The organism is Anaerotignum sp. (assembly GCF_051877975.1).
Taxonomy (GTDB): domain Bacteria; phylum Bacillota; class Clostridia; order Lachnospirales; family Anaerotignaceae; genus Anaerotignum_A.
The window spans coordinates 39383-56190 of sequence record NZ_JBJEJK010000038.1; the positions used below are offsets into that span (position 1 = coordinate 39383).

Consider the following 16808-nt stretch of genomic DNA (forward strand, 5'->3'; position numbering starts at 1 on the left):
AATATGAAATGTCCTTTTTGCGGCAATGAAATGTCCGAAGGCACACTGACCTCCGGCAGATATATCCAGTGGAAAGCAGTGGACGGGGAAACAGGCAAAAAGCAGGAATACCTGCTGGCGAAAAGCTATATGGGCGGCGCCAAGATGGAAGGCTGGCTGTGTCCTTATTGCAGAAAGCTGGTTTTGGATATTCCTGAACTGTAATTGATAAAAATGGAAACAGACTGATGCGGAAAAATAGCATACAGTCTGTTTTTTTGTGCAGAAAATTTGAAAAAAGGAAATTGCCGAAAAATGCGGTAATCTCCAAAAGGTTTCCTTTCGGAAACCGTCCATGGGTATCCTTTTGGTAACTATGGCACAAAAAAGTGCGTACTTTTTCTTTCAAACAAAAGGGAATATGATAAGTACAAACAAGAAAGGAAGTGTTTCAAATGAAGGAAGTAGTAACATTTTTGCAGGAAAATCCTGTGCAGTATTTAGCGACGGTAGGCAGAGACGGAAAGGCAAAATGCCGCCCCTTTATGTTTTCCATGGAAAAGGACGGAAAGCTTTGGTTTTGTACCAACAATCAGAAGGAGGTCTATAAGGATATGCAGGAAAATCCCTATGTAGAACTCTCTGTATCCAGCCCCAGCTATGCATGGATTCGCCTGCATGGCAGAGCCGTTTTTGAAAACAACATGGAAGTGAAGGAGGGCTGTCTGGCAAACCCCATCGTGAAGGGACAATACCAGACGGCGGATAACCCTATTTTTGAAGTGTTCTATTTGGCAGATGCCGAAGCGGTCATCGCAGATTTTTCCGGAGAACCGCCTAAAATCTATTCCTGCTGAAAAAACAGCCGTGTGTACACACGGCTGTTTTTCATATCAAATATGGGTTTCTTTATAGGCCATGCCCCATGTGGACATAGCCATAAGAATAGGCCGTAGGCTCTCGCCTGTTTCCGTCAGGCTGTATTCCACCCGTGGCGGCACTTCGGGATAGACTTTCCGGGTCAAAAGTCCATCATTTTCCATGGCCCGCAGGTTTGCAGTCAGCACCTTCTGGGTGATGCCGGTGACAGAGCGCATCAGTTCGTTAAAGCGTTTTGTACCTTCCATCAAATCTCGCAGGATAAGGACCTTCCATTTATTGCCGATGAGCTGCAATGTGGTTTCCACAGGACAGGCGGGCAGAAGTTTAGACATAGATGCACCTCTTTTCCAAGCAATAGTATCTTTTTGGCTGTATAGATCATAGTATACTATTCAGTGGATGAAATCGCAAGCAAAAGTATTTTTTTGACGTCAGCAGAGCTGTTTTTTGATTTCAGCCACATCTGTCTGAAAGGCTTTGGCAAGCACTGTGGCATCTAGGCTATAGGCCACAGCATCGTAGCCCTGCCGGAAACGTTCTGCCACGGCGGCGGGGCTGCCGGCGAAAATCATGCAGAATTTTCCGGCATCTTTGCAGGCCTTCTGCACCCGTTCCAACGCGGCGAGAAAATCGGGATGGTCAAATTGGCCGGGAATCCCCATGGAAATGGAAAGGTCGAAGGGGCCGATAAAAATGCCGTCCACACCTTCCAGAGCGGCAATCTCCTCGATCTGTTCCAAAGCGCCCACAGTCTCACACTGAGGGATAACAAGGGTCTGTTCATTCCAGTAGGCCATCTGCTCTGGAACGGACTGCTGTGCCATTGTATCAAAGCCCCAGCCATCCTTGCGGGAAGGGCAGAAGCCCCGTTTGCCTACGGGAAAATATTTTGCGTATGCTACGATTTGCTGTACCTGATCCACCGTATGCACATCGGGCACGATGAGCCCCTGTATGCCTACATCCAGCAGCTTTAAAACGGCGGGGCGGCTCACTTCGCGGACACGGGCCAGGGCCGTCAGCCCCACATTTTCTGCCGCCCGGGCAAAATCACGGCTGCTTTCTGCTTCAAAGGGGCCGTGTTCGTTATCTAAAATGATGAAATCCAGACCAGTTCTGCCAAGGGCTTCCACAACGCTGGGGCTGCCCAGCTCAAAGAAGGTGCCGATAGGTTTTGTGCCTTTTGCCAGTTTTTCTTTTAATATATTTTTCATGGGGTCATCTCCTTTTGTCAGTCAAGCTGTTTGTGTTCAGTATAGCATCCTTTGCGGAGAAATGCCAATCTAGTTGTAAAATTCATTCTGTTTTGGTATAATATCATCAAAAATGATTTTAATATAAATAAAAGGAGGAATTTTCCGTGAAAGTAACAAAGGATATGACAATTGGCGAACTGCTGATGATGGACAGAGGCGCAGGTATGATTTTGATGCAGAACGGAATGCATTGTGTAGGCTGCCCTTCCGCCGCAGGTGAAACACTGGAAGAAGCATCTCTGGTTCATGGTATGAACTGCGATAAGCTGGTAACAGAAATCAACGCATATCTGGAATCTAAATAAGGAAAAGAAACTGATGACGGCACTTTGTGCCGTCCTTTTCATAAGAGAAAAAGAGAGACAGGGGGAGAAAAAATGAAGGTACTTTTGATCAACGGCAGCCCCAATGGACATGGCTGCACTTATACTGCCCTGAAGGAGGTCGAAAAGACCCTGCGGACAGAGGGCATCGAAACAGAAATGTTCTATCTGGGCAATAAGCCCATCGGCGGCTGCCTGGGCTGCGGCTACTGTAAGAAAAACGGCAAATGCGTGCAGGATGATGTGGTGAATAAAATCCTGCCGAAGGCATTGGAGGCAGATGGCATCATCCTTGGTGCGCCTGTACACTATGCTTCCGCAGCAGGGCAGGCATCCTCTGCCTTCGATCGGCTGTTCGTAATGTCCAATGGCGGTTTCGCCAATAAGCTGGGGGCAGCTGTGGTTTCCTGCCGCAGAGGCGGTGCATCCGCTACCTTCGACCAGCTGAATAAATATTTTACCATCAGCAATATGCCTATCGTTTCCGGCACCTACTGGAATCAGGTTCATGGCAATACACCGGAAGAAGTAAAGCAGGATTTGGAAGGGATGCAGAATATGCGTGCCATCGGCAGAAATATGGCTTGGCTCCTGAAATGTATCGAGGCAGGCAAGAACGCCGGTGTGGCTCTGCCGGAGCAGGAAGAAAAGATCAAAACAAATTTCATTCGGTGAGAAAGAGTTGTCGAATAGAGTCAGATATGATACTATAAAGTGGAATTGCCGTTTGGCGGTTGGTCACTTCCTTTGAAAGGAGGTGACGCTTATGGTTACATACGAAGGGTTGTTTCCCTTTTGTTTGGTAATGATAGGTGTGATTTCCTTGTTGCAAGGCAAGCGGAAATAAAAAAGCGACCGTCTAACCTGCGAAGTTAGACGGTCTTTTCAACTCATTTGGACTGACCGCTTTGCGAGAAACGGCAATCCTTCTTAACTTGATTATAACACCTGCCTTTGACAGTGTCAACGGTGGGTGTTTTTACATATTCAGTTCTTCCCACTGTTCATACAGTTCTTCCAGTTTTTCCTCCAGCTTGGTCTTTTCTGCAAAGATTTCGTTGGCCTTGCTGTAATCGGTACCGCAGGCAGCCATATCCTCATCGGCCTTGGCAATAGCGGCTTCTGTTTCCTCAATTTCCTTTTCCAGCTTAGCAATCTGATTCGCCAGCTTTCGCTCAGCTGCCTGCTGCTCTTTCTGTTTCAGCCAGTCGTTCTTTGTATCGCTCATAGGCTGGGCAGGGGCGGAAGTCGTTTTCTGGGGATTCTGCAGGGCCTTTTCCGCTTCGTTGCGGGCCCGTTCAGCCTTTTTCTCCAAATAATAATCATAATTGCCATTATAGAGAATGACACCATCGGGGGTCAATTCCAGAATCTTCTCAGCGGTTTTATTGATGAAATAACGGTCGTGGGAAATATAGATGACCGTCCCCTCATAGCGGTTCAATGCACTTTCCAGCACCTCTTTGGAAAACATATCCAGATGGTTGGTCGGTTCGTCCAGCATCAGCAGATTTGCCTTGGAAAGCATGATCTTCGCCAGGGAAACACGCCCCTTTTCCCCGCCGGAAAGGGCGGAAATGGGCTTAAATACATCATCCCCTGTGAAAACAAAGGCCGCCAGCATATTGCGAATCTGCCCTTGGGTCAGGGTGGGATAGGCATCGGAAATTTCTTCGAAAATCGTCTTTGTTTCGTCTAATTTTGCTTGTTCCTGGTCATAATAACCAACGAATACATTGGTGCCGAAGCGGATGAGCCCGCTGTCAGAGGAAACCTCTTTCAACAGCATCCGGAACAGGGTGGATTTGCCCACGCCGTTGGGCCCGATGATGGCAACCTTATCGCTTCTTTTCACATCAAAGGACACATTCTGGAAAACCTTCTGCCCCCCGTAGGACTTGGAAAGATTCTCCGCATGGAGCACATCATTGCCGCTGGTGAGGAAAGGGGTCAGGGTCAGGCGCATCTGGTCGGGCAGGGCATCGGGTCTGTCGATGCGTTCCATTTTATCCAGAGCCTTTTCCCGGCTTTCTGCCCGCTTGATGGATTTTTCCCGGTTGAAGGAGCGGAGGGTGCGGATGACATCCTCCTGATGTTTGATTTCCTTTTGCTGCATATCATAAGCCTTCTGCTGGATTTCCCGGTTGATCTCTTTTTGCTGCCAGTAGAAGGAATAGTTGCCGTTATAGACGGTAGATTTTTTATTTTCGATTTCGATGACCTTCGTCACGATACGGTCAAGAAAATAACGGTCATGGGAGATGATGAGGACAGAACCGGGGTATGTCCGCAGGAAATCTTCCAGCCATTCGATGGATGCGATATCCAGATGGTTGGTTGGTTCGTCCAACAGCAGCACATCGGGCTTGGAAAGCAGCAGCTTTGCCAGATGGACACGGGTCTTTTGCCCGCCGGAAAGCTGATTCATGGGGCGGTTAAAATCGTTATCGGCAAAGCCCAGCCCCTTCAGCACGCCCTTCAGCCGGCTTTGATAGCTATAGCCGTCATTTTGCTCAAAATAATGTTGTAGAGCGGCATATTCCTCCATCTTGTCTGCTAAGGCTTGTCCGCTTAAGCGGCCCATTTCGTTTTCTAATTCACGAAGATTTGCTTCAGTCTGAATAATTTTTTCAAAAACCGATAGCATTTCTTCATAGATCGTACGGTCGCTATCTATTTGTATATTCTGGGCGAGATAGCCCAAAGATGCATCTTTTTTGAGATAAAATTCACCGCCGTCGGCAGCGATCTCTCCCGTCAGCACCTTGAAGAGGGTGGTCTTACCAGCGCCGTTTACCCCGACAATAGCGGCTTTTTCCTGCTCTTCGATGTGGAAGGTGATTTTTTCCAGGATCACATCGATGCCGTATGCTTTGTGTAATTGTCTGCATGCAAGTATCATTTATACAACCTCCGTTTGCAGTGCATTGTCAGCTTTTATGATAACAGAAAATCCGCTGGATTAAAAGAGTTATTGTTGACAATAAAATAACAGGAGTGCTATACTAAATTAATCTGAAAATGAAAGAAAATGGAATTTGCGTTTTCTTTTGTTCTACTCTATGATGAGAGGATTTGGAATTTATGGACAGCGAAAAAAAGATCTCCCCGGCAGTAATCAACAGATTACCCAGATACTATCGCTATTTGGGCGACTTGCTGGAAAGTGATATCACTCGCATTTCCTCAAAAGAGCTCAGCGCAAAAATGAATATCACCGCTTCTCAGATCCGTCAGGATCTCAATAATTTCGGCGGTTTTGGCCAGCAGGGCTATGGGTATAACGTGGAATATCTCTACAATGAAATCAAAAAGATTTTAGGTTTGGATAGATTGTACAATATGATTGTTATCGGCGGCGGCAATATCGGTCAGGCGTTGGTAAATTATACCAATTTTGAGAAACGCGGGTTTGTGATCAAAGCCGTATTCGATATCAACCCCCGGCTGATCGGGATGACGATCCGCGGCGTGGAAGTGTATGATATCGACCAGATGGAAGCCTATGTAAAGAATAACCCTGTGGATGTTGCCATCCTGACTCTTCCCCGTTCTCAGGCGGTGAAGGTTGCTAATGATCTGGCAAAATGGGGTGTCAAAGGCATGTGGAATTTCAGCCATGTGGATCTGCAGGTTCCTGATGATGTTCTGGTGGAAAATGTTCACCTGACAGACAGCCTCATGACATTGCTTTACAAGATCAACGAAATGTATTACAGCGGCGAAGATATGCATGAGCATCAGCTGAAGGATGGTCTGCCAGTGAAGCCACTGAAAGAAACCGAGGAAGAATAAGAAGAAATCAGCCACTTGAAAAAGTGGCTTTTTTTCTATAGATAAGGAGGCTTGTATGCTCAATTGGTTTGCATTTCTTTCCTATATTATCATTTCCTGTATCACGCCGGGGCCCAATAACCTGATGTGTATGGCCAACGGTACTAATTTTGGGTTCAAAAAAAGCCTGAAATTCTGTTTTGGGGTGACTACGGGGTTTGCTTTGATTTTACTGTGTGCCATTGCCTGCAATTTTTTCATCTATGCCTATATTCCTGTGATCTTAAAAGTGATGACGCCGGTGGGCGCCTTGTATATCCTTTGGCTGGCGTGGACGATCTGGCGGGATAAGCCTAAGGAAAAGAAGGAAAGCCGGCTGCATCTGGATACCACGGCCTTTCATGTGGGGATGATTTTGCAGTTTGTCAATCCCAAAGGGCTGCTTTATGGGATGACGCTGATCACCAATTTCGTCTTTCCTTATGACCATTCCTTCGGTATGTTTGCCCTGACGATTATCATTAACTGGTTTGTGGTGCTGTTTTCCAATATCTGCTGGCTGTTGTTTGGTTCCATGTTCCAGAAATTTTTTGAGGAGTATAAAAAGATTCTCAATGTGGTGATGGCGTTGCTGCTGGTCTATTGCGCAGTTTCTTTGTTTCTGTAATATCCAATTACATAAAAATTGACAAAAGAGAGTCGGAGAAGGACTCTCTTTTCTTTTGAAATGCCGATTGCATTTTACATTTTTCGGGTCTATCATGTTTTGTAGCTTTAAGAAGAGAAAGGAGAACGAGTATGGAAGCAGTGAAGATGGAGGAAAAATCGTATTATTTTTCCAATCATGACTTGAAACGATTGATCGTGCCGATGATCATTGAGCAGTTTTTGGCGGTTCTGGTGGGCATGTCCGATTCCATCATGGTAGCCAATGTGGGGGAACATGCCGTTTCTGGCGTTTCTCTGGTAGATACCATCTTTATCCTGCTGATATATCTGTTTGCGGCTATGGCTACCGGGGGCGCAGTCATTGCGGGGCAGTATATCGGGCAGAATAACCGGGAAAAGGCGAATAAGGCCGTCAATCAGCTGATTTTATTTACGGCTGTGGCTTCTGTCATTGTTATGGCAGGGATTTATTTGACACGCAATCTGATTTTACATAATGTTTTTGGGGATATCGAAGAAAATGTTATGGAGGCGGCAAAGACCTATCTGATGATCGTTACAGCCTCTATCCCTTTTATTGCCCTGTATAACGCCGGTGCGGCGGTATTCCGTACCCAGGGCAATGCCAAGGTGCCTATGTATCTTTCTGTGATTATGAATACCATCAATGTCTGCGGCAATGCCATCCTGATCTTTGGGTTCAAAATGGGCGTTGCCGGCGCGGCAACAGCCACATTGGCTTCCCGTATGTTTGCGGGCATCGGCATTACATGGCTGCTGCGCAGCCCCTCTTTGCATCTGCATCTGGAGAAGCCCTTTTCCTTCCGTCTGGATGGGGAAATGCTGAAAAAGATTGCCTTTATCGGCGTGCCTAATGGCCTGGAAAACGGCATGTTTCAGCTGGGGAAAATCATGGTGCTGAGTATGGTGGCAACTTTCGGTACAGCGTCCATCGCGGCCAATGCCGTTTCCAATATTTTAGCGACCTTTCAGGTTTTGCCCGGCATGAGCGTAGGGATGGCGGTCATCACCGTTTGTTCCCGCTGTGTGGGTGCGGGGGATTATGATATGGCAAGATTTTATACCCGCAAGATCGTGAAGCTGGTTCATGTGCTGACATTAGTATTTACGGCAGTGATTTTGGCTGCGCTGCCTGCGGTCATGTATTTGTATAACCTCTCTCCCGAAGCCATGGAATATACCCGAAAGATTCTTTGGTGGCATGGGCTCATAGCCATTGTCATCTGGCCGGAGGCCTTTACTTTGGCGAATACCCTCCGGGCTGCCAGCGATGTGAAATATTGTATGGTGCTGTCCATCGTTTCCATGTGGGTGTTCCGTATCGGCTTCAGCTATATCATTGGCGTAAAGATGGGGCTGGGTGTATTTGGCGTTTGGGTGGCAATGACCATCGACTGGGTGGTGCGCGCCGCATTTTTTATCGCCCGTTATAAGGGGCACAAATGGGAGCACAGCAGTATCGCGTAAATAAAAAAAGAACTTCTTCCGAAGTTCTTTTTACTGTGTTCCTTTGCTGTAATCATGTCTGGGGCAGCCATCGCTTCCCATTGCTTCAAAAAGACAGATGATTTTTTCGATTTTGTGATAGCATTCCGCATCATCCAGAGTCATATCATCTAAAATATCCCGAATGGATTTTAATGCTTTGTAGCATTCTGTTTCAATGATTTCTTTCGGATTGAAGTCCCAGTTTTTGGATGGACATTCGGTGTTTTTTTGATCGATGATAGAACATAAGATATTAGACCACAACTCCATAAAATATTCTCCTTTAATACGTTTATGTAAGAAATTATACGCTTCAGGAAATGTGAAAGTCAAGTATAATACGCAATATTCCTGAAAGAACCGCTGAAAAAAGGAGATTGTATGCAGGGGAAAAACAGAAACCGTGAAAGAGATGCGGGATTTTCCCAAAGGCTCATATAAAAGGCCGTTGGAACAAAGAAAAAGGACTTCGTCAGAAGTCCTTTTTCTTTGCTTTTTTCGGAGAATCCTATTTTTTTGTGAAGGTTCCCCTAGGACGCAGAAATCAGCCTGTTTATTTTGTTTTCCCCAGATAAGCCTGCTTGATTTCTTCATTTGCCAGCAGTTCTGCGCCGGTGCCTTCCATGGTGATGGTGCCCGTTTCAATGACATAAGCCTTATGGGCCACCTTCAGGGCCATATTGGCGTTCTGTTCGATCAGCAGAACGGTGATGCCCTGGGCGTTGATGGTCTGGATGATTTTGAAAATATCCTTTACCACCAGGGGAGCCAGCCCCAGGGAGGGTTCATCCATCATGATGACCTTGGGTCTGCTCATGAGGGCACGGCCTACGGCCAGCATCTGCTGTTCGCCGCCGGAAAGGGTGCCTGCCATCTGCCATTCCCTTTCCTTCAGGCGGGGGAAGAGGGAATAGATATATTCTAAATCCTCTTTCAGGCTGTCTTTTCTGAGATATGCGCCGATCTTCAGGTTTTCCAGAACTGTCAGGTTGGGGAACACCCGCCTGCCTTCCGGCACCAGTGTGATGCCCTGGGAAACGATATAGTCGGGGGCTTTGCCGACGATCTCCTGCCCTTGATAGAGGATGGAGGCCTGCTTGGGCTTTACCAGACCGGAGATGGATTTCAGTGTTGTGGATTTGCCTGCGCCGTTGGCGCCGATCAGGGTCACGATCTGCCCTTCCGGCACGGTGATATCAATGCCCTTGACAGCTTCGATGCCGCCATAGGAAACCACTAGATTTTTAATCTCAAGAATATTACTCATCATCAGCCACCCCCAAATATGCGTCGATTACGTGCTGGTTATTCTGGATTTCCGCCGGGGTGCCGCTGGCGATCTGTTTCCCAAAATCGATCACATAGATTCTGTCGGAAATATCCATAACCAGATTCATATGGTGTTCAATCATGAATACGGTCAGGTGGAATTTGTCACGGATATTTTTGATGAAATCCGTCAGTTCATCTGTTTCCTGAGGGTTCAGCCCTGCGGCAGGTTCATCCAGCAGCAGCAGAGAGGGCTCTGTCGCCAATGCCCGGGCAATTTCCAGGTGCCTTTGTTTCCCATAGGGCAGAGCGGAGGCGATTTCGTCCTTCACATCATATAAGTCCAGAATACGCAGCAGTTCCAGAGAATCCTCCTTCATCTGCCGTTCTTCCTTGTGGTTCAGGCGGAAGGTATCGGCAAAGATATTGCCTTTCATCCGCATGTGCTTGGCGATCAGCACGTTTTCCAAAACCGTCAGTTCCTTGAACAGGCGGATATTCTGGAAGGTGCGGGCAATGCCCAACTTTGTGATCTTATCAGGAGTGGGTTCCAGGGTTTTGGTATATTTTCCTCTGTTTTCCCCGGCATAGAGCTTCGCCATTTTGCCCTTGGGGAAGTTGGAAATGATGGCCTTGCCGTGGAAATCCACCGCGCCGTTGGTGGGGGCATATACCCCGGTGATGACGTTAAAGGCAGTGGTTTTGCCGGCGCCGTTGGGGCCGATGAGGGAAACGATCTCCCCTTCATAGACCTCCAGAGAAAGGTTGTTGACAGCAACGACACCGCCAAACTGCATGGTTACGTCCTTTACGGAAAGTACGGGTGTTTTATTCATTGCTGTCACCTCCTGCAGTTTCTTTTTTGCCCATTCGTTTCAGAATGAAATTCCAGCTGAATTCCCTGGTGCCCATGATGCCCTTGCGGAAGAACAGGACCACGATCATCAGTATGATAGAGAATACTACCATACGGAAGCCTGTTTTGAACAGGGGGATCTGTACCCCGGCGATAAAGAGGGGCTGATCCAGAAAGCGGAGCCACCATTCCCTTGCGGCAATGACCAGAAAAGAGGAAATGACGCTGCCTGTCAGGGAACCCATGCCGCCGATGACAACGATCAGCAGGATATTGTATGTCAGCGTGATGTTGAATGTGGTGGATGTGATGGCACCCATATACATGGCCATCAGCGCGCCGCCAATACCGGCAAAGAAAGAGCTGATGATAAAGGACATCTGTTTATGCTTTGCCAGATTGATCCCCATGGCTTCTGCGGCGATCTCATCTTCCCGGATGGCTTTGAAGGCTCTGCCATAGGAAGAATTGATGAGCAGCCAAATGATGAAGATACAGATGCCGACAACCACAAAGGGAAAATAGAAATTAGGGAATTTGGGGATCAGTTTCAGCCCCAGCGACCCGTTGGTGATGCGGTTCATGGGGGAGCTGCCCACGATGATACGGACGATTTCCGCAAAGCCTAGGGTGGCAATGGCGAAATAGTCACTTTTCAGCCGCAGCACGGGGGCACCGATGAGGGCCGCCATGATGGCGCAGACGATACCCGCAAGGATAAGGGCTGCAACGATGGGCAGCTGGAGATGGGAAAGCCAATCCGCTACGCCGTAAAGATAATAAACCCCTGCCCGCTGGTTCACAGGAATGGTGAAGATGGCGAAGGTATAGGCACCCAAGGCCATAAAACCTGCCTGCCCCAGGGAGAACAGCCCGGTGAAGCCATTCAGAAGGTTCATGGAGATGGCCACAAGGGCATAGATGGAACCCAGCTGCAGCACGGTGCGCAGCATATAGGAAGGGGAGGTGAATGTATTGACACCCACCAGAGCGGCTGCCAAAACAACAATGGCGATTACGGAAAAGAGAATTGATAGTTTCTGTTTTTTCTGTTCTGTCATATCGCTCACCTGCCCTTACACTTTTTCTGTGATCTTTTCGCCGAACAGACCCGTAGGCTTGAACAGCAGCACAACGATCAGCAGGATGAATGTGAATACATCACTGAATTCGGAATAGCCCGCCGCCTTGATAAAGGTTTCGGAAAGGCCAATGACAAAGCCGCCCAGCATGGCGCCGGGGATAGAACCGATACCGCCGAATACTGCGGCGATGAAGCATTTCAGCCCGGGCAGAGAGCCTACCAGAGGGTAGACAGAGGGGCGGGGTGTGAAATACAGGATAGAGCCTACCCCTGCCAGGAAACAGCCGATGACAAAGGTAAAGCTGATGACACGGTTGATTTTGATGCCCATCAGCTGAGAAGTTTCGAAATCCTTGGAAACTGCCCGCATGGCCATACCGATTTTTGTATGGTTGATGAGCTGCAGCAGCCCGAATACGAATACCAGTGTCAGGATAGGGGTGATGAAGGTTACCACGGAAGTGGAAATGCTGCCCAGTGTGATGGTTTTGGTCAGAAATCCGATGGAAGGATAGCCTTTGGGAAGGGCGGAGAACAGGTATGTAGCCAGATTCTGCAGCAGGTAGGAAACGCCGATGGCAGAAATCATAATGGACATACGAGGCGCGCTTCTTAAAGGTTTATAAGCTGCTTTTTCAATGACTACGCCAAGGATGATGGTCGCAGCCAAAACGATGATGATGGCCAGATACCAGGGCAGAGCAAAGTCTACCATGGCGAAGATCATAAAATAGGCCGCCATCATGAAGATGTCGCCGTGGGCAAAGTTGATCAGGCGCAGGATGCCGTAAACCATGGTATAACCAATGGCGATGAGGGCATAGATGCCGCCGATGGAAATGCCCGTCAGGCAGTATTGCAAGAATGCTGTTGCTGTCATAAGATACCTCCTGACATTGTAAAAAATTGATGATACGCCGATTTCGGAAGGTTTATAAAGACTGCGGTGCAATCTCCATAAACCATCCGAAACCATACGGTTCTTCTTTTCCTTTTGGAAAGCCTGTGAATGAAAAAGCGGCGGAATTTGCTATCCCGCCGCAAAAATTTTTTTTGTACGTTGTGGGGATATCCCCTGAGAAAAAAACTTATTTTGTTTCGTCCAGCTGTTTCTTTACGAATACGAATTTGCCGCCTTCTACCTTTTTCAGGTAAGCAGCGTCTTTGTTGGCGTCGCCGTTTTCATCGAAGGTGATGTTGCCTGTTACGCCGTCAAAGTTTACAGTTACCAGAGCATCGCGAACATTTACGCTGGTCAGGTCGCCTTCTGTGCCGTCCAGAGCTGCCAGAGCGTTATACATTGCCATGTAAGCATCATAGCCCAGAGCGGATACTGCTGCAACACCGTCTGTGCCGCCGTTCAGTGTGATGCGCTGTGCGTCTTCGTTCAAATATGCCTTGAAGCCGTTAACGAAATCCTTTGCCAGAGGGGTGGATTCATCGTTTTCATCGAAGAATGTGGAGAATACAACGCCTTCTGCCGCATCGCCCGCAGCCATAACGATGGATTCATTTTCCCATGTATCGCTGGCAATGATCTGCGCCGTTACGCCGTTTGCCTGAGCCTGAGGCAGGATCAGTGTTGCTGTTGCGATGGAGCAGGGGATGAATACAACTTCAGCATTGGACTGTTTTACAGTTGTCAGGATGGCATTGAAATCGGATTCATTTGTCTGATAGGTTTCATCTGCAACGATGGTGCCGCCCAGGGATTCAAAGGCCTGTTTGAAATATGCTGCCAAGCCTGTGGAATAGTCATCACCGTTCTGGCTGATGATGGCTGCTGTTTGGTAGCCCTGATCCACAGCTGCATAGGAAGCCATTACAGTACCCTGGAAAGGATCCAGGAAGCATGTTCTGAAATAGAAATCGTTGCCTGCGGTTACCTGAGGGTTCGTGCAGGAGCAGCCAATGGCGGGAACGCCTGCTTCTGCGAAGGTCTGGCCTGCTGCGATGGAAACGCCGGAACCATAGGAGCCCAGAACGCCGACAACGCCGGAAGAAATCAGGGACTGAGCTGCGGTAACAGCAGCTGTTTTGTCGGACTGGTTATCCACTTCTACCAGTTCGATGTTATAGGTTGTGCCGTTGATATCAACGGTAGGGGCAATGGAGTTGGCATAACGGATCCCCAAAACTTCCTGCATACCGCCGCCGCCATTTTCACCTGTGGTAGGTTCGAAAACGCCGATTTTGATGGTGTCGCCGCTGATGGCTGTGCCGGCAACATCGCTGGCGGGCGCTTCAGAGCCGCCGCAGGCTGCCAGGGACAGTGTCATGACAGAGGCCAGAGCCAGAGCAATAAATTTTTTCATAATTTACAACCTCCCATAAATGAATTTCCGGAAAGCATCCATCCGGAAAAGTGTCTTTTTCCTTGTGGCTATGTATTCATTGCGAGTGTCCGCAAGAGGAAAACAGATGCTTTTGCCATTATCCAAAATATACCATAAAATCAAGGAGGGCGCAACAAGGGGACAACTCTTTTTGGGGCTGAAAACTGGCATTTTGGCCCATGTATCGAAAAAAGAACAGCAAAAACAGCCCGATAAGGAGAGGGTTCCATGGGAATACAATCTTCCTGTATGAATATGGGGATAGCAAAAAAGGGGAATTTTGAGTATAATAAATATATTATTGACAAATTACTGAATTTTTCGGAAAAGTCAGGGGAATACAGAGATGAAGGAGGAATGGATTTGAGCAGAGCGGATGAAATATTCAAAGCAAATTGCAAGCAGATCTTGGAGAGTGGGTTTTCTACGGAAAATGAAAAGGTACGCCCCGTTTGGGAAGATGGTACCCCTGCATATACTATCAAGACTTTTGGTGTGGTGAATCGCTATAACCTGCAGGAGGAATTTCCTTTGATGACCCTGCGTTACACCAACTGGAAGGCCGCCATTGATGAGATTTTATGGATCTGGCAGAAAAAGTCCAATAATGTAAATGACCTGAACAGTAAGATTTGGGATGCCTGGGCCGATGAAACAGGCTCTATCGGCAAGGCCTATGGTTATCAGCTGGGGGTGAAGTATAAATTTAAGCATGGGGAAATGGACCAGGTGGATAACGTGCTGTGGCAGCTGAAAAATACCCCTGCTTCCAGACGGATCATGACCAATATCTATAACTTTGCAGACCTGATGGAAATGGGGTTGGAACCTTGTGCTTACAGCATGACTTTTAATGTGACAGGAAATAAACTAAATGGCATCCTCAATCAGCGTTCTCAGGATACGCTGACAGCAAATAACTGGAACGTGGTGCAGTATTCTGCCCTGCTGATGATGTTCGCCCAAGTAAGCGGTTTGGAGCCGGGAGAATTTGTGCATGTGATTTCTGATATGCATATTTATGACAGACATATCGATATGGTGAAACAGATGCTGGAAAGAGAACCCCTGCCTGCGCCGAAGGTGAGACTGAATCCGGAAGTGAAGGATTTCTATGATTTCACTGTGGATGATTTTATCGTAGAGGAGTATCAGTATCATAAATCTTTGGGCAAAGTGCCTGTAGCCATCTGATAAGCTGCGGCTTATGGCCAGCTTGTCATGAGCAGATTTGCAGAGCAAACCTGCCAACGGTATGGATAGGAGGAAAATTTTATGGATATCATCGTAGCAGTGGATGAAAAATGGGGCATCGGCAAGGATGGAGACCTGCTGCAGCGCATTTCGGCGGATATGAAGTATTTTCGCAGCAAGACTACGGGGAATGTACTGGTCATGGGCAGAAAGACCCTGGAATCCTTCCCCAATCACAAACCTTTGCCCAATCGGGTGAATATCGTGCTGACCACCAATCGGGCTTATGAAGCCGAGGGCGTTGTGCTGTGCCACGATTTGGCAGACCTGCCGAAGGTGCTGGAACCTTACGCAGGAAAACAGGTTTTTGTTGCCGGTGGCGGCAGTATTTATGCACAGCTTTTGCCTCAGTGCGAAAAGGCGTATGTCACGAAAATTTATCATACCTATCCTGCGGATACGGTATTTCCTGATCTGGATAAAAACCCCGATTGGCAATTGGCGGAAAAGGGAAAAATACAAGAGGAAAATGGTATCCAATTTTCTTTTGATGTTTACAAAAAAATCAAATAAGACATACAAAAAGGAGGCATATATGCCTCCTTTTTGTATGATTTTTATGTCCCCGACGGGATTCGAACCCACGGCCTACCGCTTAGGAGTAGACCCGATACGATGAAACCAAGTGCAACACAGTGCAAGAAAATCCTTGGAAATACAAGGTTTTTCACTGTTTCAAATCCTATCTGGTATTACGCTTCATAAGCATTTTCATAGGGATTTTACACCGTCCAATTGGCTCGAAATTAGCAAGGCTTTCGATTTTCGGTGGACGTTGCAAGTGCAAGCAAATTCCTCTATGTAACTTCTCGTGATACGAAATGATAGGAAATCCTATTCATTCTCGTGCGGAGGCGCTGATGTCTTTAGACACCATCTTAGTCTGTTTAATATATCATTTCAAAATAGATTTTTCAACCAGCATTATTAAGAATTTCAAAGGTTTTTTCAGACTCAATGATTCTATGTAATTTAGACCCGCCGAAGCAGGTCTTTTTTTATTTCAGCATAATCTCTCTATCCTCAGCGCCGAGCATATAAGCACCCTTGGCAAAAGCATCCCTTGCCAGAAGCTCTGCTACATCAACCCTATCGAACAGCATCCATATTTCTTTCTCTTTCGGAGTCAGTTCATGGCTATGGTCAAACAAATGCTCAAGTCCCAATCCTTCAAGCAATGCCGACTTTGCTGCTTTGTATTCCTCAGCTCTGCCAACATATTCGTCGTTCCTTTCCTTGGAAAATGCCTCGATATTGTCAGCTCTCAGATGCTCGTAATACTCGTCCATAAAGATTCTATCCATACTCGTTGACCTCCATAACAAAAAAATAAGGGCAGACCCTTTTACAGCTATTGTAGCTATGTAAAAGGATCTGCCCTTGCAGTTACTATAATGTTTTTGCCAGCGACTTCAGGAGTGCTGCCATTTCCGGATTTTGCAGAAGCTTCAGAAGAAGTTCTTTATCATCAGCGGAGCTTTCCGTTGCGGCTGGTTGAACCGACTCAGGCGTTGCCTGTCTGCCTGAGTAGAACGCAGCTTCCATTCTTTCAGCGTTCAGTCTGCGGTCATCGTCGATGATATGGGAGTAAACATCCGCTACCATCTTGACCTGTGC

The 16808-nt window shown here is 47.4% G+C and carries 19 protein-coding genes and 1 pseudogene; 9 read left to right on the forward strand and 11 right to left on the reverse strand.

The window, feature by feature from the left end:
- The first annotated feature begins 3 nt into the window (after nucleotides 1-3).
- Together ACI39P_RS06420 and ACI39P_RS06425 are read left to right on the forward strand one after the other, a co-directional pair.
- The gene (locus tag ACI39P_RS06420; protein WP_439719845.1) at nucleotides 4-204 is read left to right on the forward strand and encodes a PF20097 family protein; all 201 of its coding nucleotides are present in this window, start codon (nucleotides 4-6) and stop codon (nucleotides 202-204) included.
- A 230-nt stretch (nucleotides 205-434) separates the two neighbouring features.
- Nucleotides 435-836 carry a pyridoxamine 5'-phosphate oxidase family protein gene (locus ACI39P_RS06425; RefSeq protein WP_439719846.1) on the forward strand — a complete coding sequence of 134 codons (402 nt, stop codon included), beginning with the start codon at nucleotides 435-437 and terminating at the stop codon, nucleotides 834-836.
- Between the two features lie 36 nt (nucleotides 837-872).
- Here ACI39P_RS06425 and ACI39P_RS06430 read toward each other — a convergent pair whose 3' ends face one another.
- Complete coding sequence (locus tag ACI39P_RS06430) at nucleotides 873-1193, reverse strand: winged helix-turn-helix transcriptional regulator (protein WP_439719847.1); 321 nt, start codon at nucleotides 1191-1193, stop codon at nucleotides 873-875.
- Nucleotides 1194-1292: 99 nt separating this feature from the next.
- Nucleotides 1293-2075: an aldolase/citrate lyase family protein gene (locus tag ACI39P_RS06435; RefSeq protein WP_439719848.1), complete on the reverse strand. Its 783-nt coding sequence runs from the start codon at nucleotides 2073-2075 to the stop codon at nucleotides 1293-1295.
- A gap of 146 nt (nucleotides 2076-2221) precedes the next feature.
- Here ACI39P_RS06435 and ACI39P_RS06440 point away from each other — a divergent pair, with 146 nt between their 5' ends.
- Together ACI39P_RS06440 and ACI39P_RS06445 are read left to right on the forward strand one after the other, a co-directional pair.
- Nucleotides 2222-2422 (forward strand): DUF1858 domain-containing protein, encoded by a 201-nt coding sequence (locus ACI39P_RS06440; protein ID WP_439719849.1) that lies wholly within the window; start codon nucleotides 2222-2224, stop codon nucleotides 2420-2422.
- A 72-nt stretch (nucleotides 2423-2494) separates the two neighbouring features.
- Nucleotides 2495-3115 carry an NAD(P)H-dependent oxidoreductase gene (locus ACI39P_RS06445; protein WP_439719850.1) on the forward strand — a complete coding sequence of 207 codons (621 nt, stop codon included), beginning with the start codon at nucleotides 2495-2497 and terminating at the stop codon, nucleotides 3113-3115.
- A 304-nt stretch (nucleotides 3116-3419) separates the two neighbouring features.
- Here the strand turns inward: ACI39P_RS06445 and ACI39P_RS06450 are convergent, their stop codons facing one another.
- Complete coding sequence (locus ACI39P_RS06450) at nucleotides 3420-5342, reverse strand: ATP-binding cassette domain-containing protein (protein WP_439719851.1); 1923 nt, start codon at nucleotides 5340-5342, stop codon at nucleotides 3420-3422.
- 182 nt (nucleotides 5343-5524) lie between these two features.
- Between ACI39P_RS06450 and ACI39P_RS06455 the strand changes: the two genes are divergently transcribed.
- The 3 genes from ACI39P_RS06455 to ACI39P_RS06465 all read left to right on the forward strand — a co-directional run bounded on the left by ACI39P_RS06455 (nucleotide 5525) and on the right by ACI39P_RS06465 (nucleotide 8371).
- Complete coding sequence (locus ACI39P_RS06455; protein ID WP_439719852.1) at nucleotides 5525-6235, forward strand: redox-sensing transcriptional repressor Rex; 711 nt, start codon at nucleotides 5525-5527, stop codon at nucleotides 6233-6235.
- A 55-nt stretch (nucleotides 6236-6290) separates the two neighbouring features.
- Nucleotides 6291-6881, forward strand: a complete 591-nt coding sequence (locus tag ACI39P_RS06460; protein WP_439719853.1) for a LysE family transporter — start codon at nucleotides 6291-6293, stop codon at nucleotides 6879-6881.
- 131 nt (nucleotides 6882-7012) lie between these two features.
- Nucleotides 7013-8371 carry an MATE family efflux transporter gene (locus ACI39P_RS06465; RefSeq protein WP_439719854.1) on the forward strand — a complete coding sequence of 453 codons (1359 nt, stop codon included), beginning with the start codon at nucleotides 7013-7015 and terminating at the stop codon, nucleotides 8369-8371.
- A gap of 30 nt (nucleotides 8372-8401) precedes the next feature.
- Here the strand turns inward: ACI39P_RS06465 and ACI39P_RS06470 are convergent, their stop codons facing one another.
- From ACI39P_RS06470 to ACI39P_RS06495, 6 genes are all read right to left on the reverse strand, one after another.
- Nucleotides 8402-8662 carry a hypothetical protein gene (locus ACI39P_RS06470; RefSeq protein WP_439719855.1) on the reverse strand — a complete coding sequence of 87 codons (261 nt, stop codon included), beginning with the start codon at nucleotides 8660-8662 and terminating at the stop codon, nucleotides 8402-8404.
- 283 nt (nucleotides 8663-8945) lie between these two features.
- A complete protein-coding gene (locus tag ACI39P_RS06475; RefSeq protein ID WP_439719856.1) occupies nucleotides 8946-9659 on the reverse strand; it encodes an ATP-binding cassette domain-containing protein in 714 nt (237 codons plus the stop codon).
- Nucleotides 9652-10497, reverse strand: coding sequence for an ATP-binding cassette domain-containing protein (locus ACI39P_RS06480; RefSeq protein WP_439719857.1), 846 nt, complete (start codon nucleotides 10495-10497; stop codon nucleotides 9652-9654). The genes ACI39P_RS06475 and ACI39P_RS06480 overlap by 8 nt, the downstream gene beginning before the upstream one ends.
- Nucleotides 10490-11578 carry an ABC transporter permease subunit gene (locus tag ACI39P_RS06485; protein WP_439719858.1) on the reverse strand — a complete coding sequence of 363 codons (1089 nt, stop codon included), beginning with the start codon at nucleotides 11576-11578 and terminating at the stop codon, nucleotides 10490-10492. The genes ACI39P_RS06480 and ACI39P_RS06485 overlap by 8 nt, the downstream gene beginning before the upstream one ends.
- Before the next feature lie 15 nt (nucleotides 11579-11593).
- Complete coding sequence (locus ACI39P_RS06490) at nucleotides 11594-12481, reverse strand: ABC transporter permease subunit (RefSeq protein ID WP_439719859.1); 888 nt, start codon at nucleotides 12479-12481, stop codon at nucleotides 11594-11596.
- 208 nt (nucleotides 12482-12689) lie between these two features.
- Nucleotides 12690-13916 (reverse strand): ABC transporter substrate-binding protein, encoded by a 1227-nt coding sequence (locus ACI39P_RS06495; protein WP_439719860.1) that lies wholly within the window; start codon nucleotides 13914-13916, stop codon nucleotides 12690-12692.
- A gap of 384 nt (nucleotides 13917-14300) precedes the next feature.
- Here ACI39P_RS06495 and thyA point away from each other — a divergent pair, with 384 nt between their 5' ends.
- Nucleotides 14301-15131 carry a thymidylate synthase gene (gene thyA / locus ACI39P_RS06500; protein ID WP_439719861.1) on the forward strand — a complete coding sequence of 277 codons (831 nt, stop codon included), beginning with the start codon at nucleotides 14301-14303 and terminating at the stop codon, nucleotides 15129-15131.
- Nucleotides 15132-15212: 81 nt separating this feature from the next.
- Nucleotides 15213-15704, forward strand: a complete 492-nt coding sequence (locus ACI39P_RS06505) for a dihydrofolate reductase (RefSeq protein WP_439719862.1) — start codon at nucleotides 15213-15215, stop codon at nucleotides 15702-15704.
- 485 nt (nucleotides 15705-16189) lie between these two features.
- Here the strand turns inward: ACI39P_RS06505 and ACI39P_RS06510 are convergent, their stop codons facing one another.
- Both ACI39P_RS06510 and ACI39P_RS06515 read right to left on the reverse strand, forming a co-directional pair.
- The gene (locus tag ACI39P_RS06510; protein WP_002304425.1) at nucleotides 16190-16495 is read right to left on the reverse strand and encodes a hypothetical protein; all 306 of its coding nucleotides are present in this window, start codon (nucleotides 16493-16495) and stop codon (nucleotides 16190-16192) included.
- Nucleotides 16496-16580: 85 nt separating this feature from the next.
- Nucleotides 16581-16808 (reverse strand): annotated as a pseudogene (locus ACI39P_RS06515) (site-specific integrase); the annotation flags it as partial.

What these genes read in the sequence shown, in the direction of transcription:
- ACI39P_RS06485 (WP_439719858.1), bottom strand. Translation starts at nt 11,578, where the DNA reads ATGACAGAACAGAAAAAACAGAAACTATCAATTCTCTTTTCCGTAATC.
- ACI39P_RS06435 (WP_439719848.1), bottom strand. Translation starts at nt 2,075, where the DNA reads ATGAAAAATATATTAAAAGAAAAACTGGCAAAAGGCACAAAACCTATC.
- ACI39P_RS06480 (WP_439719857.1), bottom strand. Translation starts at nt 10,497, where the DNA reads ATGAATAAAACACCCGTACTTTCCGTAAAGGACGTAACCATGCAGTTT.
- ACI39P_RS06445 (WP_439719850.1), top strand. Translation starts at nt 2,495, where the DNA reads ATGAAGGTACTTTTGATCAACGGCAGCCCCAATGGACATGGCTGCACT.
- ACI39P_RS06490 (WP_439719859.1), bottom strand. Translation starts at nt 12,481, where the DNA reads ATGACAGCAACAGCATTCTTGCAATACTGCCTGACGGGCATTTCCATC.
- ACI39P_RS06495 (WP_439719860.1), bottom strand. Translation starts at nt 13,916, where the DNA reads ATGAAAAAATTTATTGCTCTGGCTCTGGCCTCTGTCATGACACTGTCC.
- ACI39P_RS06455 (WP_439719852.1), top strand. Translation starts at nt 5,525, where the DNA reads ATGGACAGCGAAAAAAAGATCTCCCCGGCAGTAATCAACAGATTACCC.
- ACI39P_RS06420 (WP_439719845.1), top strand. Translation starts at nt 4, where the DNA reads ATGAAATGTCCTTTTTGCGGCAATGAAATGTCCGAAGGCACACTGACC.
- ACI39P_RS06475 (WP_439719856.1), bottom strand. Translation starts at nt 9,659, where the DNA reads ATGAGTAATATTCTTGAGATTAAAAATCTAGTGGTTTCCTATGGCGGC.
- ACI39P_RS06465 (WP_439719854.1), top strand. Translation starts at nt 7,013, where the DNA reads ATGGAAGCAGTGAAGATGGAGGAAAAATCGTATTATTTTTCCAATCAT.
- ACI39P_RS06460 (WP_439719853.1), top strand. Translation starts at nt 6,291, where the DNA reads ATGCTCAATTGGTTTGCATTTCTTTCCTATATTATCATTTCCTGTATC.
- ACI39P_RS06425 (WP_439719846.1), top strand. Translation starts at nt 435, where the DNA reads ATGAAGGAAGTAGTAACATTTTTGCAGGAAAATCCTGTGCAGTATTTA.
- ACI39P_RS06430 (WP_439719847.1), bottom strand. Translation starts at nt 1,193, where the DNA reads ATGTCTAAACTTCTGCCCGCCTGTCCTGTGGAAACCACATTGCAGCTC.
- ACI39P_RS06505 (WP_439719862.1), top strand. Translation starts at nt 15,213, where the DNA reads ATGGATATCATCGTAGCAGTGGATGAAAAATGGGGCATCGGCAAGGAT.
- ACI39P_RS06470 (WP_439719855.1), bottom strand. Translation starts at nt 8,662, where the DNA reads ATGGAGTTGTGGTCTAATATCTTATGTTCTATCATCGATCAAAAAAAC.
- ACI39P_RS06450 (WP_439719851.1), bottom strand. Translation starts at nt 5,342, where the DNA reads ATGATACTTGCATGCAGACAATTACACAAAGCATACGGCATCGATGTG.
- ACI39P_RS06510 (WP_002304425.1), bottom strand. Translation starts at nt 16,495, where the DNA reads ATGGATAGAATCTTTATGGACGAGTATTACGAGCATCTGAGAGCTGAC.